Origin of the sequence: Mucilaginibacter sp. (assembly GCF_028288225.1) — a bacterium.
Lineage (GTDB): Bacteria > Bacteroidota > Bacteroidia > Sphingobacteriales > Sphingobacteriaceae > Mucilaginibacter.
Genome location: NZ_JAQBOC010000072.1, coordinates 16,425 through 30,956, shown reverse-complemented (window position 1 = coordinate 30,956; position 14,532 = coordinate 16,425). Strand labels below are relative to the sequence as shown.

11 protein-coding genes are annotated in these 14,532 nt (G+C 39.0%); 6 read left to right on the top strand and 5 right to left on the bottom strand.

What is annotated here, in order from left to right; translation table 11 throughout:
* Positions 1 to 53: 53 nt before the first annotated feature.
* The 3 genes from JWQ54_RS20990 to JWQ54_RS20980 form a co-directional block, all read right to left on the bottom strand.
* Positions 54 to 1,079, bottom strand: a complete 1,026-nt coding sequence (locus tag JWQ54_RS20990; RefSeq protein WP_299588927.1) for a hypothetical protein — start codon at positions 1,077 to 1,079, stop codon at positions 54 to 56.
* 715 nt (positions 1,080 to 1,794) lie between these two features.
* Positions 1,795 to 2,235: a helix-turn-helix domain-containing protein gene (locus JWQ54_RS20985; RefSeq protein WP_299588924.1), complete on the bottom strand. Its 441-nt coding sequence runs from the start codon at positions 2,233 to 2,235 to the stop codon at positions 1,795 to 1,797.
* A gap of 321 nt (positions 2,236 to 2,556) precedes the next feature.
* The gene (locus JWQ54_RS20980; protein WP_299588922.1) at positions 2,557 to 2,943 is read right to left on the bottom strand and encodes a YrdB family protein; all 387 of its coding nucleotides are present in this window, start codon (positions 2,941 to 2,943) and stop codon (positions 2,557 to 2,559) included.
* A gap of 260 nt (positions 2,944 to 3,203) precedes the next feature.
* On the opposite strand from JWQ54_RS20980, the gene JWQ54_RS20975 reads away from it, so the two are divergent.
* The 6 genes from JWQ54_RS20975 (at position 3,204) to gldN (ending at position 10,093) form a co-directional block, all read left to right on the top strand.
* Positions 3,204 to 4,127, top strand: coding sequence for a DUF4271 domain-containing protein (locus JWQ54_RS20975; protein ID WP_299588920.1), 924 nt, complete (start codon positions 3,204 to 3,206; stop codon positions 4,125 to 4,127).
* A gap of 19 nt (positions 4,128 to 4,146) precedes the next feature.
* The gene (locus JWQ54_RS20970; RefSeq protein ID WP_299588918.1) at positions 4,147 to 4,911 is read left to right on the top strand and encodes a uroporphyrinogen-III synthase; all 765 of its coding nucleotides are present in this window, start codon (positions 4,147 to 4,149) and stop codon (positions 4,909 to 4,911) included.
* Positions 4,912 to 5,365: 454 nt separating this feature from the next.
* On the top strand, positions 5,366 to 6,685 hold the full coding sequence (locus JWQ54_RS20965; protein ID WP_299588916.1) for an SUMF1/EgtB/PvdO family nonheme iron enzyme: 1,320 nt from the start codon (positions 5,366 to 5,368) through the stop codon (positions 6,683 to 6,685).
* Positions 6,686 to 6,732: 47 nt separating this feature from the next.
* Positions 6,733 to 7,536: a gliding motility protein GldL gene (gene gldL / locus JWQ54_RS20960; RefSeq protein ID WP_299588913.1), complete on the top strand. Its 804-nt coding sequence runs from the start codon at positions 6,733 to 6,735 to the stop codon at positions 7,534 to 7,536.
* Between the two features lie 45 nt (positions 7,537 to 7,581).
* Positions 7,582 to 9,120, top strand: coding sequence for a gliding motility protein GldM (gldM, locus tag JWQ54_RS20955; protein WP_299588910.1), 1,539 nt, complete (start codon positions 7,582 to 7,584; stop codon positions 9,118 to 9,120).
* A gap of 7 nt (positions 9,121 to 9,127) precedes the next feature.
* The gene (gene gldN / locus JWQ54_RS20950; protein ID WP_299588907.1) at positions 9,128 to 10,093 is read left to right on the top strand and encodes a gliding motility protein GldN; all 966 of its coding nucleotides are present in this window, start codon (positions 9,128 to 9,130) and stop codon (positions 10,091 to 10,093) included.
* A gap of 111 nt (positions 10,094 to 10,204) precedes the next feature.
* On the opposite strand, the gene uvrC is transcribed toward gldN, so the two are convergent.
* Together uvrC and JWQ54_RS20940 are read right to left on the bottom strand one after the other, a co-directional pair.
* Complete coding sequence (gene uvrC, locus JWQ54_RS20945) at positions 10,205 to 12,025, bottom strand: excinuclease ABC subunit UvrC (protein ID WP_299588905.1); 1,821 nt, start codon at positions 12,023 to 12,025, stop codon at positions 10,205 to 10,207.
* Positions 12,026 to 12,287: 262 nt separating this feature from the next.
* Positions 12,288 to 14,531, bottom strand: coding sequence for a transglycosylase domain-containing protein (locus JWQ54_RS20940; protein WP_299588903.1), 2,244 nt, complete (start codon positions 14,529 to 14,531; stop codon positions 12,288 to 12,290).
* Position 14,532 lies beyond the last annotated feature (1 nt).

The window sequence follows — 14,532 nt, the reverse complement described above, 5'->3', positions numbered from 1 at the left end:
GGGATTAATAAAATGCAAAGTTAAACTATCCTTGTTAGGGACAGGTCTCCTATTTACTTAATTAATTTATAATCCTGAGTATCTGCATACTTGTCGGTAATCCATTGACAAACATATCCGTGTTTGTCCCAAGAAACAACTCTAACTAATATCTGTGATGATGAAGATTTATCATTATTTTTCAATGCTTGTTCATCGATTAGACCGAAAGTGTCTGGCGAAACAATACCCCATGTTAAGAATCGCCTTAAATCTACATTTCCTTTGTTGTCAGTATAGTCCATTGAACTTTTAGTCCTGTTAAATGTTGTTGCTTCCCCATTTGTAGAGGCGAATTGCCCGGTTTTAATATATTCAGGAACATATACTTTGTCCGAATACGGACAATTAAACCATGTGTTGGAAATGTTCGCGTTTAAATCAATTGTTCGCAGTTCTAATATTTGTAAGTCCTTGGAATTAGCGAATGTGTTTACGATGTGGGAATTAAAAAGAACGCGATCTTTAAAAATGTATTCTATCATGGCTGATTTGTTGCCATTGGGGTAAGCTACCATTAATAGTCTATAATTTGTTTTGTCAAAAAAGTTCATGGTCGTATAACCATTGTTCGCTTTGGCATTAACTACAAAACAGTCAAAGTTTTTAAATTTTTGGTCAGGAAGTCGGGACAATTGATAGTTAAGTTTTTTGTAACCATATTGAACTTGACCGTATGTTTTAAGTTTTACTTCTTCTTTTGATTGAATGTCAGTAACATGAATGACCGAGTTTCCGTCAACCCTGCTAATTTTATCTCCATTGAAGAACGTGGTCTGCGGAAAATGAGTTTTTGATAAAATACACTGAACATATTTTTCTCCAGTTTTTAATTTATCATCAATTATTGCTGTTGACTGGTCTGGTTGGATAAGTAAGTAATTAATTTGGACCGAATTTATTTTTGATATTCGGAGTTCACCACCGCAAAAAACTAATGAAGAATCTACAATTTGACTTGCGGTCAGTTTTCCTTGCTTCTGGGCAAACAAAAGTGTCGGAAAAAAATAAATTAAAGTTATTAAATGTCGTCTTGTCATTTGCGTAATTTATAAATTGCCTCTGACTCTCAAAAATACGCGACAAACCTTTCTTTTTAAAAACACAGAAAAACACATTTTAATGTATTTAAACTTATTGGTTTAAGCATTTGATTTACGGTGGAGAATATTGGAGCCGAAAGGATGGCCTCTTGCATGCCCTATAAACCAACTGTTTTTTAGTTGATATTTTTCATTCCGCATTGTTGCTTATTTGTTACTTTTAAGTTTTAAGTATTTGTAAATCAATTAAATATTCTGTTCCGGCCATGCTTTTATGAGAGCTTAAATTTATATAAATCGCAACGGACTAATAAGTATAATATTCATTGTCAGTATGCAACATAATTATTTCTGCGTTTTAATTAGCTTCGTTAATTTTGTTACTCCTATGTGTTTTATTGAATTTAAAGTAACAAATGGCGGCCTTAGAAATAAAAAATAAAAGCGCCAAATACAGTGTCCTGCTTATATCTATATGCTAATTCCGCTAATGGCAAGGTAAGCGCAAATCGGTTTTTACAGATTAATGTGATATAGATTACGCGGATGCAAATGCTGGTTTATTGAGACTGATAAGAAAATACTAAATCATTAAATGATCCGTAATAAATAAAAGAGAGAACGACTTAAGAGAAGCTTGCCACTAAGAAAAATGATTGTTGAAATACACCTGGTGACTATCGGGATAAATGAATTAAATGCAAAACAGGCATTACTCTCCATTTTCAAGATTAAGTTCTCTTAAAATCGAATTGTATTTTTCAAGTAAATGAATATATCTTTCCATCCAATAATATACTGTATTGGCATTGTCATCTAAAGCTGAAAGTTCTTTTGGGAAATTACCGGCAAAGCGTTTTTTTTCCTCCTCGAAACCTGGAATTTCTTTAGAAAAATCATGACCGGTAACCAGCCCGACTTTATAAAAAACTTCAAGATCAAGGTTTTCTGATTCAAACCAATTGTATAAGGTACGGCGGCTTACCTGTAGTTTACGGGCAATCTCACTGATGCCCATACAATCTTTTCTGACAGCTTTTTCTAAAACGCTTCCATAATTTAAACCGGCATTTTTATGAGCGACCTCAGCATTTTTATAAGCTATATCATCATTATCTTCAAAATGATTATCGTTAACAAATAAAGCACTCATGTCGCAGAATTTAATTTTTAGTAATAATAATAAATTATAACTAAATAATATTAACAAAAATCTTACCAATATTTTATTTTAACCGGTTTGAAGCTTATAGACGATTTTTTTTTACAAGCATTATACAACTATAAGTTGTTTTAGTAGACTTGTGTATTGAAATTCATCATAATTTCAGTAAATTTTCGTCACTTTCTTTATTTTAAAATGGGGTGCCTTTTAAAAAGCGAGCAAATAAAGAAATCGCAAATGGGGTAAAAAAATCTATAAAGTGTAGTTTAAATGGGTAATAAAATATACAGTGTGCATTGATTTTGGATATTAATTATTGATAAAACCCCGGTAGGGCTTATTCCGCAACATCGCCCAGGTACGATCATATGATATAATATAGTGCAGCTTTACAATTATGGCCATTGCCAGGCTTAGTGTAAAATACCCTAAACTAAACAGGGCTAAAACAGCACCGCCAAATAGCGCCCATTCCAATAGTAATCTTACAAGACCGGGAACTTCAACAGGTGCCGGCTTAGGGTCGTTTTGTATGCGAAACACGCCCCACAAAACGGCTGCTATTACCGGAAGGGCCAATGCCGCTGTATATTGCATCCAGCCCCTGGTTATATGCCAGCCCCAGTAGCCAAATGTAATAAGCATGGCTATTTCTAATAAAAACCTAATAGCTAAGTTTATTGGATTGGTGTTCATATACAAGTATAAGTTAATTGTTTTTCCTCATCCTGACTTCAAAGAAAGAGCTTCTTAAATAGCAGTTGTTTCTAAGGCCTTTCCTTGGAGAGGGTTTAGGCGAGGCAAAAACATTCGCTTAGTAATTAATTTAACACTAAATTGATTACGCTGTTATAAAACAATCAATTATTAAGGTAATTTTGTGGCATTATAAGGCATGCGTTATATATAAAATGAAGTTTAGTGTTTTTTGTTTTTTGTTAATAATAATTTGTTGCATGGTGGCTGGCGCCCAGCCAGATACAGTACCTGCAAAAAAAGATAGTAATTTAACAGCAGCACCAACACGCATAGTTTCTGTTCCGGTGCCTGATACTGCCGCTATGGCCAAAGAAAAACGCGAACAGTTTGTTGCCGATTCATTAGCCATGCTCTGGCTAAAGCCCGATTCATTGCGCGAAAATCAGTTTTTGAAGACGTTAAACAAAAATCCATTTGCTGATATTAATTCATTTTTAAATATTCCGTTAAAAACTAATATCCAGCTGCGCACTGGCGAGGTACGCATCTATCGTAATCCATGGCTTATTGCAATTATTATTTGTTTGCTGATATATACTGCACTGCTTAATGTTTTTTTAGGCAAGGATCTAAAATTGATTATACAATCATTTTACAGTAAACATACGCAATTGGATAAAGAGGGCGGCATGATCAATTCATGGGCATTTATAGGTTTGTTTGTATTGTTCAGCTTAACTTTTGGCCTTGTTTTATACCAGCTTACCATTTATTATAAAATAACTTTGCCTTTTAGCGGTTTCCGGCGGTTTGTTTTTCTTTCCGTATCAATAAGCTTACTTTTTGCCCTTAAATTTTTTGTATTGAAATTTATCGGTTTTGTTTTTGATATAAACAGGGTAGTTAGCGAATATATAGCTATATTAAACCTTACTTATTTTAATGTAGCTTTTGTTCTTTTATTTATCGCAATCTGCTTTAGTTTAATTTCAAGCAGGTTTATACCCGGGTTATTGATTTTTACAGTGGTGTTAATAGCTATAATATTTGCATGGCAATACCTGCGCAACAGTGTAAATATCATTTCTAACATTCGATTTCATAAATTTTATTTATTTATCTATCTTTGTGCCCTCGAAATTTGCCCCGTTTTAATTTTAATTAAAGCACTTAATAGATAAATTAAGGTTGTTACACGATTTGAATTTGGAAGAGAGAAAGAAAAAGGTTAAAAGCATTTTAGTTACTTTGCCTAAGCCAGAAAACGATAAGAACCCTTATGCCGAGCTAGCTAAGAAGCTCAATTTGAAAATTGATTTCAGATCATTTATTCATGTTGAAGGCGTGCCGGCTAAAGATTTTCGTAAGGAAAAAATCACCCTGGCTGATTTTAGCGCAGTAATTTTCACCAGCCGGAACTCTGCTGATCATTTTTTCAGGATCTGTGAAGAGATGCGTTTTGAGGTCCCGGTTGAAATGAAATATTTCTGCTTATCCGAAACTATTGCCCTGTATCTTCAAAAATACATTCAGTACCGTAAACGAAAGATCTTTTTTGGCAAACAAACCGCATCTGACCTTGCCGAAGTATTAAAAAAGCATTCGGGCGAAAAGTTTCTTTATCCTTGTTCAGACGTTGCGGCAGAAGAAACGCAAAAATTTTTGCTGGAAAACGGCTATAATTTTACTCCTGCTGTGCTTTTTCGCACTGTTTGCAGCGATCTTTCAGATCTGGCAGAAGTATTTTATGATGTTATTGCTTTTTTCAGTCCTTCAAGCATCCAATCGCTTTATAAAAACTTCCCCGATTTTAAACAAAACAATACCAGGATAGCAGCTTTTGGCGCAACTACCCATAAGGCTGTTTTGGAAGCGGGCCTTATAATGGATATCCCCGCTCCAACCCCAGGCGCCCCTTCCATGACGATGGCTATTGAGCAATACGTAAAACAGGTTAATAAATAACCGGATACTTAATCCGGATATATAATAACAATGAACGCCCCAATATCGGGGCGTTCATTGTATAATAGGTTCATTCACGGTTCCTGGTTAAGTTATTAAAGTATTAAATGCATGTTAATAAATTATTTAACCTGTTGAGCAATATTAGTATATTGCTCACTTAATCAACAATTTACCATGACTGCTAGGCAATTTGATTAACTTGTTTAAATTTATTTAATCCTGTTGCAACTATTTTCTTTATATTTCCGTAAAAATGCAAACTAATTAGCATAATGGTATTAGGCTAATTAATTGAAATTATGCTTTTATTAGCTATAGATTTATACTATTTCAACTGTAAATAGAATAGATTTGACTGATAAAAAATGTTTTTTGTGATATAATCCGTCAAAAGTAATATATTCGGGGGTTACATTGTGTTATATTTATATAGCTAACATTGATTTTTAAGATGAAACAATTATACTTTTTACTAGGGGTTTTGGCAGTTGGAATTTTAAGCGGATGTGGCAAGGGAGGCGACAGGGGCGAGCTTACAGGTGTTCCGCAACGCTCTTTCCGTGCTGAGGTCCCGTATGGTATGGTTTACGTCCCGGGTGGCTCGTTCCTTATGGGGCAAACAGACCAGGATGTTACCTTTTCACAAATTGCGCAAACAAAACAAGTTACCGTAGCTCCATTTTTTATGGATCAAACGGAGATCTCCAATAGTCAGTATCATCAGTTTGTAAACTGGGTTCGCGACTCAATAGCAATCACCAATTATATCAGCGACGACAAATATTATCTTAAGCCAGGTAAAGGCGCGTCTGCAAACCCAAGCGGAAAGAAATATATCAACTGGGCCTATGTAAAAAAATACCCGGTAATGAGTACTAAAAAAGGTAAGGCAAGCGCTGCAAATGCTTCAAAACTACAGGGAATGTATTACCAGGGCGATGACCGTGTTTTTGACCGCGACGAGCTGGATGTCCGCTTACTGAAATATAATTTTGCCTTAATGGTTTTGCGTAACGCAGCCGAGTATAAGAATGATAAAACCAAAAAACGTTCTGATTTCATATTACGTGATACTGTACCGGTTTATCCTGATACACTGGTTTGGCTGAGTGATTTTTCATACGCCGCCAATGAGCCTATGACAGAAGGTTACTTTTCTCACCCTGCATTTCGCAACTATCCTGTTGTGGGTGTAACATGGCGCCAGGCACGTGCATTCACAGTATGGCGCACACGCTATAACGAAGCTTATAAAGATTCAAGAAAATTAGCCCACCGTGCGCGTTACGAGCTGCCTACTGAATCTCAATTTGAATATGCATCCCGCGGCGGCAGGATAGGTACCGATTATCCATGGGGCGGGCCTTATCCAAAAAATGCTAAAGGGTGCCTGTTGGCTAACTTTAAACCCGGCAGAGGTAATTATACTGATGACGGCGGGGCATATACAGTAAATGTTAAGTCGTACTTCCCTAATGATTACGGTTTATATAACATGGCAGGAAACGTGGCCGAGTGGACGCTATCAGCATTTGATGAATCTGCTTCAACCTTTGTTCATGACCTTGCGCCTACATTTAACTACGAAGCTAAAGCAAGCGATCCCGAAGTACTGAAACGTAAAGTAGTACGTGGAGGCTCGTGGAAAGATATCGGTTATTTTCTTCAAAATTCAACCCGTACTTATGAATACCAGGATACAGCCAAATCATATATAGGTTTCCGCTGCGTAACTTCTTACCTTGGTCGCGACATAAGGGACAAACGATAAACACATTAATCAAATAAAAAATAAAATTTAATCTTTTTCAAATTACTATGGCAGGGAAGAAACAACCTTACGGAATTAATAATATCGTATCATGGGGCGCTACAGTGGTTATTGTAGGTCTGATGTTCAAAATATTGCACTGGCCGGGTGCTACCTGGTTTATTTCAGGAGGACTATCGGCAGAAGCCATTTTGTTCTTCCTTTTAGGATTCCAGAGAGAAGAGAAAGAACTTGACTGGAAGCGTGCCTATCCTGAGCTGGATGAAGACTATGATGGTGAGATGCCAAAGGCTACCAAGGCTGTATCAACGGGCGATAATTTTTCAAACACGGCAGCTTTAGATGCAATGTTGAGCGAGGCTAAAATTGGTCCTGAACTAATAGGGAGCCTTGCAAGCGGGCTAAGGACATTTGGCGATAAAGTGAACTCTATTTCACGTGTTACCGATGCCGGCGATGCAACTATTGCTTTCACCCAAAAAATTAAGCAGGCATCAGCAAGTTATGATAACTTAAACAATGCGTTTGAAAAAGCATCAGCAAATCTGGCAGATATGGCCAACTCAAATGTTGATTCAAAACCATACCACGAGCAGATCAATAAAATGGCTAAAAATTTAACCGCATTAAATGCTGTTTATGAGCTTGAGCTGCAGGATTCAAGCAACCATTTAAAATCAATGAACAGGTTTTATAGCGAAATGTCGGCAACCATTCAGGACTTTAATGCATCAGCAAATGATTCAAAACAATTTAAGGAAGAGGTTAATCGCTTAGCTAAGAACCTGTCGACATTAAACTCAATATACGGCAATATGCTTTCAGCAATGAATCAGCCACGCGTTAATTAAGGCTTATTAATTTTTATTTAATTAAAAACATAACATTTAAGACAAATGGCTGGAGGTAAGCAAACCCCAAGACAACGAATGATGGGTATCCTTTACCTGGTGCTTTTAGGCCTTGTGGCCTTAAGTGTACCGGATAATTTACTTGATGCATTTAAAAATATAAAGAATAGCCTGGATACATCCACATCTAATGTAGAAAAGGGTATTAGTACAACTTATACTTCTTTTGAGAATGGTAAGCTTAAGGAACAGCATGACCGGGCGCAGCCCATATATGATAGGGCCAAGAAAGCCACAGCTGTGGCAAAAGCCCTGAATGATTATATCCAGGCTTTAAGGGATCAATTAACTGCTGAAGGTGGTGGTATAAACACCACAACTAATGACGTTGAAAAACGGGATAACCTGGATGTTTCTCCCCGGGTAATGATAACCGGAAAAAAGGGTGAGGAATTACGCCAAAAGATTACTGAAACACGTTCCAGTTTACTGGCTTTGTTAAAGAATGACAAAGAAAGAGCCGGGGTTAATTTCTCACTTGAGGCTGTTGACCCGCCTGCAACTGCGGGACAAGGCCCTAAGAAAAATTGGGAGGAGGCTTATTTTGGAGAAGGGATACCTTTGGGTGCTACAATCACCACACTTGCCAAGATCCAAACTGATAATAAAAACGCTGAAAACGAAGTTGTTAAAAAAATATTGAGTGAAATTGATGTAGCACAGGTTACTTTAGATCAATTTGTAGGTGTTGCTGTTGCGCCAACAAGCTATGTATTAGCTGGTCAGCCATATACTGCAGATATTTTTTTAACTGCATATGATTCTAAATCAAATCCTATCATTACTGTTAACGGGGGAAACATTGCGGTAACAGGTGGCAAAGGGAAATATACTGTTAATACTTCAAAGGAAGGTGTTTTTACCTACTCTGGTAAAATTGGTGTGAAAGGCCCGGATGGTATTAAAACATATGATCTTCCAACACAAACTTACCAGGTTGCCAGGCCATCAGCTGTTGTGTCTCCTGATAAAATGAATGTATTATACATAGGTGTGCCAAATCCAGTTTCAGTTTCGGCTCCCGGGATCGGAAAAGAAAAACTTAGAGTAAGTATGACAGGTGGTAGTATAAGTGGCTCAAATGGACATTATACGGCTACCGTTACCTCTATAGGTGAAGCGACAATTACCGTTTCGGGTGAATTGGCACCAGGTAAAACATCTGTTTTGGGTAGCTCATTGTTTCGTACTAAACGGATCCCTGATCCTAAACCTCAGTTTGCAGGTAAAAGCAGCGGCAATACCAGTGCGGCTAACATAAGGGCGCAGGACAGGCTTTTTGCAAAACTTGACAACTTTGATTTTGATGCTAAATTTAACGTTACCCGTTTTACCTTAATGATTGCAAAGCCCCGCCAGGATGTTGTTATATTATCAGCAAATGGCGGTGAATTAACAAGCGCTATGCGTTCTGCTATGAATGGTGTTACGCCAGGTACAACTGTCGTATTTAAAGAGATTATTGCTGTTGGCCCTGATGGTACACAACGCGGACTTGATTCGATTGTATTAACTGCTAATTAAAAGAATTATGAAAACAAGGATTTTAATTGTTATACTTTGCCTGGCCTGCATAAGTTCTTATGCTCAAAAACGTAAGAAAAAAGCTGCTGCTACGCCACCTGCGCAAACGCAGCAACAACAACCTGCAGCAGTAAATCCCAATGCCACTACAAGTGCAAAACCTACAGGTATTGATACCACAAAAAAAGCAGGCCCGGTAAAGCCTTTTGAACCGCCGTTGGATGGCTATTTTAAAAAGGCCAATATTTTAAGCGCCAAAGTAACCCCATATCCTAATTTAAGGGAATCTGATGCTGCATTTGTTAAACGCGTATGGCGCGAAATTGATATCCGCGAAAAAATGAACGCATACCTTGCTTCGCCAAAACAGCGTTTAATTGAAGTTTTACTAACTGCTATTGACGCCGGCGAACTAACAGCATATGATCCAATTGCCAGCAAGGATGACCCGGGAGGCGACAGGTTTTTAGTTCCATTAGCACAGGGAAAGGCAAGGAGCAAAATGGCGGATAGCAGTGTAGTTGATAAATTTGACGCCAACGGCAACAAAACCGGCTCTACTGTACAGGCAGGAGAATTTAATGCCGATAGTGTTGTGAAGTTCCGGATTAAGGAAGATTGGATATTTGACAGGCAGCGGTCCATTTTTGAACCCCGTATAGTTGGTATTGCACCAATGATTAAGGTTAAGGTTGGCGCTACTGAAGATTATCAGCCGGCATTTTGGGTGAATTTTCAGGAAGCAAGGCACATATTGGCAACCAAAGAAATTGTTAGTCGAAATAATGATGCTACAGGGCTAAGCTTTGACGATGCCTTTGTAAAAAGGATCTTCACGAGTTACATAGTAAAAGAATCAAACGACAAGGACGAACGTATAAAAGATTACGCCAGTGGTATAGACCGGCTGTATGAAGCTGAACGGATGAAGAAAACCCTGATGGACTGGGAGCTTAATTTGTGGTCGTATTAATGTTGTAGTCCGAAAGTCAGTAAAGACCGAAAGATATAGAGCCTTTGCATTTTGCAGAGGCTTTTTTAATTTACGCTGTGTTAAACCCGCAGAAGCAAAGTTTTTTTTAAACTAATCTCTGGTCTCTAACCTCTGATCACTAAAATAAGCTATTATCGCTTTCGCTTGCTTCGTATTCACTACTTCCTGTAATTCAACCTCCGTTGCTGCACGCACTTTTTTAACAGATTTAAAGTATTTAAGAAGCTTTTCAGCGGTTGTTTTGCCAATGCCTTCAATAAGTTCAAGTTCGGTTACCAGGGTGCCCTTGTCGCGTTTTTTACGGTGAAAAGTTATACCGAAGCGGTGCGCCTCGTCCCTTAATTGCTGAATAACTTTTAAGGTTTCTGATTTTTTGTCGAGATACAATGGATATTGGTCGCCGGGGTAATATAGCTCTTCCAGTCGCTTGGCAATACCAATTACGGTTACCTGCTTATCAATGCCCAGTAGTTTAAGGCTTTTTAATGCTGATGATAGCTGTCCCTTGCCGCCATCAATAACTATTAGTTGCGGCAGCTCTGTACCTTCATCAAGCATCCGCCTGTAACGGCGGTGAACTGCTTCTTCCATAGTTGCAAAATCATCCGGGCCCTCAACGGTCTTCACATTAAAGTGCCGGTAATCCTTTTTTGATGGTTTTGCATCTTTAAAAACAACAATTGCCGATACCGGGTATTTACCCTGGAAATTGGAGTTATCAAAACATTCAATATGCCTGGGCAGCTGGTTCATCCGCAAATCTTTCATCATTTGCGTAAGCAGCCTTTCGGTCCTTATCTCTGGATTTAATTTTTCATACTGATCCAGCTTATCTCTTTTAAAGAAATGAACATTCTTTTGCGAAAGATCAAGCAGCTTCCTTTTTTCGCCCAGCTTTGGCACAGTGAATTTTATCTTAGCATCATCCAGATCTATATTAAACGGCACAATGATCTCCTTTGAATGGCTATCATACCGGCTCCTGAACTCGGATATGGCCAGGGTTAACAGCTCCTCATCACTTTCATCCAATCGTTTTTTTAGTTCGATGGTTTGTGTCTGGATGATTGTGCCGTTCATCACCTTTAAATAGTTAACAAAGGCATATTTCTCTTCGGATGCTATGCTGAAAACATCCACATCAGTTATTGATGAATTTACTACGGTTGATTTGCTCTGGTAATTGTCCAGCAGCTCGAATTTTCTTTTTAAGCGGTGCGCTTGTTCATAATTCATATCGCTCACGGCCTTCTCCATATCAGCTTTAAGGTTACGCAGCACAGCACCAATTTTGCCGTTTAAAATATCGGTTATTTCTTCAATGCTGTGATCATAGTCGTCCTCTGTCTGGTAGTTTTGGCAGGGGCCTTTGCAATTGCCCAGCTGGTACTCCAAACAAACTTTAAACTTTCCCTTGTCAATGTTTTCACGGGTAAGTGCCAGGTTACAGGTACGTAAGGGGAAAGTTTCTTTTATAAGCCCCAGGATATTGTGCATCATACTCACAGAGGCATAAGGCCCCAGGTATTTTGAGCCATCCCGAATAATGCGCCTTGTATAAAATATGCGGGGAAAATGCTCATTCTTAATGATGATCCATGGATAGGTTTTATCATCTTTCAGCATCACATTATATCGCGGCTGATGTTTTTTTATCAGGCTGTTTTCCAGCAGCCAGGCGTCAACTTCGGTATCAACAATAGTAAATGTAATATTCCTGATCTTTGATACCAGTACCTTTGTTTTGGCATTTACATGGTTGTCCTTGTTAAAGTAGCTGGTAACACGGTTACGCAGGTCTTTCGCCTTACCAATATAGATCAGTTCCTTCTCATCATCCCAAAACTGGTAAATACCGGGTTTGTGAGGTATGTTCTTTAATACGACTTTATAATCAAATATTGTAGTCATTGTCATTTGGTCATTAAGTCATTGTGAATGACTTAGTAATATAACAAATGTCATTGTGAGGAACGACGCAACCTCTGCAAAGGACATTCATGGAACTTAGTTTACATGGTGAATGTAAAGCTTGTCAACTGTCAGGGCGCTACATAACCTCAAGGTTCATGATCAGCGAGTGCAGAAGTTGCTTCGGTCCTCGCAATGACGATGTTAATAATTAACGATATTACAACTTTAAAACATTACAACTTTCCAACCTTTCAATAAACTAGAACCCTAGTTTTTTATCCACCTCACCCGTTCCTTGTTGTTGCTGCTTATACGCGTTGCAATCCATAACAATATTTACACCATTTTTTGGTGCATCAAAATCGACGTTCCTTTTAATGCCGAGGGCTGGGTTGTCATATACCCGTTTCATAAACCCGGCAAAAATAGGCAGGGCCGAGTTAGCGCCTTCCCCAAGCCTTGTTGAACGGAAATGGATGTCGCGGTCTTCACAGCCTGTCCACACGCCGGTAACAAGCTGCGGAGTAATACCCATAAACCAGCCGTCCGAGTTGTCTTGAGTGGTGCCTGTTTTACCGCCTATAGGGTTATGAAACCCATATTTGTACATCAGCCTTGATCCTGTACCTTCTTCAATTACACCTTTAAGCATATAGGTCATTACATAAGCGGTTTGCACATCCATGGCCTGTACTACCTTGGGGGTGTGGGTGTATATCACATTGCCATTTTTATCTTCAATACGCAGTATATAAGTAGGCTCCGTCCAGGTACCGTGATTGGCAAATACCGAGTATGCGCCTGTCATATCATATACCGAGGCATTAAACGTACCCAGGCATATGGAAGGGTACGGCGGTACATCGCTGGTGATCCCCATTTTTTTTATCAGCTCCATCACCGGGATGGGTTTAACTTCGTTCATAACATAGGCGGCCACGTAGTTTTGCGAATAGCCCAGGGCCTTTCGTAATGTTATGGAACCCTGCAGCCAATCTGATGATGATTGTTTTGGGGTCCATGGCCCTGATCCATATCCCGTTATAGTTACCGGTACATTATCAACCTCCTGGCAAGGCGAAAACCCGTTTTCAATAGCTACCGAATAAGTAAAAGGCTTAGCTGTTGAACCTACCTGCCGGGTTCCAAGCTTTACCTGGTCATATTTAAAATGTTCAAAGTTTGTGCCGCCTACCCATGCTTTTACATAACCTGTGGTAGGATCCATGCTCATCATGGAATTGCGGAGCATCATCTTACTGTACACAATAGAATCGATAGGTCTCATCACCGTATCAACATTCCCCCTCCAGGTAAAAAGTTCCAGGCTATCGCGGGTATTAAAATTCTCCTTTATTTCATCTTCCGATTTTCCCTGCAATTGTAGCTCCTTATACCTGTCAGACCTGAACATGCCCTGGTCAAGCAGCAACTTGTAGTTTTTAATGGTCTTTGCGCGGCTAACGCCTTTCCATTGGGCATTAAACTCATCTTGCAATATATGCATATAATCATGCTGAGCTTCTTCGGCATATTGCTGCATGGTTGCATCAATGGTAGTGTATATTTTTAGCCCGTCGCGGTCAAGGTCATATGCAGAACCATCAGATTTAGTGATATTCTGATCTTTAAAGATCTTTTGGATCTCCTGCTTTAATACTGCCCTGAAATAAGGTGCACGCCCGTCGTTATGGGTGGTTTGGGTAAAGTTAAGTCCAAGTGGTTTTCCCCTTAGCTCAGCTAATTGCCCACTGCTTAAAAATCCCTGGCCTTCCATCAATCCTAAGATAAGGTTACGGCGGTTTAACGCCCTATCCGGATGCCTGATGGGTGAATAGACCCCGGTGCCTTTAAGCATGCCTACCAGCAATGCGGCCTGGTCAGGGCTAAGCTTATCAGGCGTAACATTAAAATAGGTACGCGCAGCCGACTTAATGCCGAAGGTATTATAGGCGCCAAAATCAACCGTATTTAAATACATGGTAACTATTTCCTGCTTGGTGTAGCGGCGTTCCAATTGTATAGCAATTATCCACTCTTTAAGCTTTTGGGTAAAGCGTACAAAAGGGTTGTGAGAGATTTGCCCCGAAAAAAGATTTTTTGCGAGCTGCTGGGTAATTGTGCTGGCGCCCTGTTTTTTGCCTATCAGCGTAAAGAAAACAATGCCCGGCAAGCGTTGAAAGTCAATACCTGAATGTTCATAAAAACGAACATCTTCAGTAGCTATCAAGGCATTAACCACATTTGGCGACAATTGTGAATAATTTACGCTTGAACGGTTTTGTACGTAATAAGTACCTAAAACTGTTTTATCTGCAGCAAGCACTTCAGATGCCTGGTTGCTTTTAGGGTTTTCAATGGCTCTGAATGATGGCAGCTGGCCAAATAAGCCAAAATAAGTTACAACAAGCATCAATACGAAAAGTGCTAAAAAGCAAATAACAGTTTTCCATATGTACCAATTATATCTTCGTATATCTTGTGGTGCAAGTTTAATGCTCATG

What these genes read in the sequence shown, in the direction of transcription:
- JWQ54_RS20990 (WP_299588927.1), bottom strand. Translation starts at nt 1,079, where the DNA reads ATGACAAGACGACATTTAATAACTTTAATTTATTTTTTTCCGACACTT.
- JWQ54_RS20965 (WP_299588916.1), top strand. Translation starts at nt 5,366, where the DNA reads ATGAAACAATTATACTTTTTACTAGGGGTTTTGGCAGTTGGAATTTTA.
- gldL (WP_299588913.1), top strand. Translation starts at nt 6,733, where the DNA reads ATGGCAGGGAAGAAACAACCTTACGGAATTAATAATATCGTATCATGG.
- gldM (WP_299588910.1), top strand. Translation starts at nt 7,582, where the DNA reads ATGGCTGGAGGTAAGCAAACCCCAAGACAACGAATGATGGGTATCCTT.
- JWQ54_RS20975 (WP_299588920.1), top strand. Translation starts at nt 3,204, where the DNA reads ATGGTGGCTGGCGCCCAGCCAGATACAGTACCTGCAAAAAAAGATAGT.
- uvrC (WP_299588905.1), bottom strand. Translation starts at nt 12,025, where the DNA reads ATGACTACAATATTTGATTATAAAGTCGTATTAAAGAACATACCTCAC.
- JWQ54_RS20985 (WP_299588924.1), bottom strand. Translation starts at nt 2,235, where the DNA reads ATGAGTGCTTTATTTGTTAACGATAATCATTTTGAAGATAATGATGAT.
- gldN (WP_299588907.1), top strand. Translation starts at nt 9,128, where the DNA reads ATGAAAACAAGGATTTTAATTGTTATACTTTGCCTGGCCTGCATAAGT.
- JWQ54_RS20980 (WP_299588922.1), bottom strand. Translation starts at nt 2,943, where the DNA reads ATGAACACCAATCCAATAAACTTAGCTATTAGGTTTTTATTAGAAATA.
- JWQ54_RS20940 (WP_299588903.1), bottom strand. Translation starts at nt 14,531, where the DNA reads ATGAGCATTAAACTTGCACCACAAGATATACGAAGATATAATTGGTAC.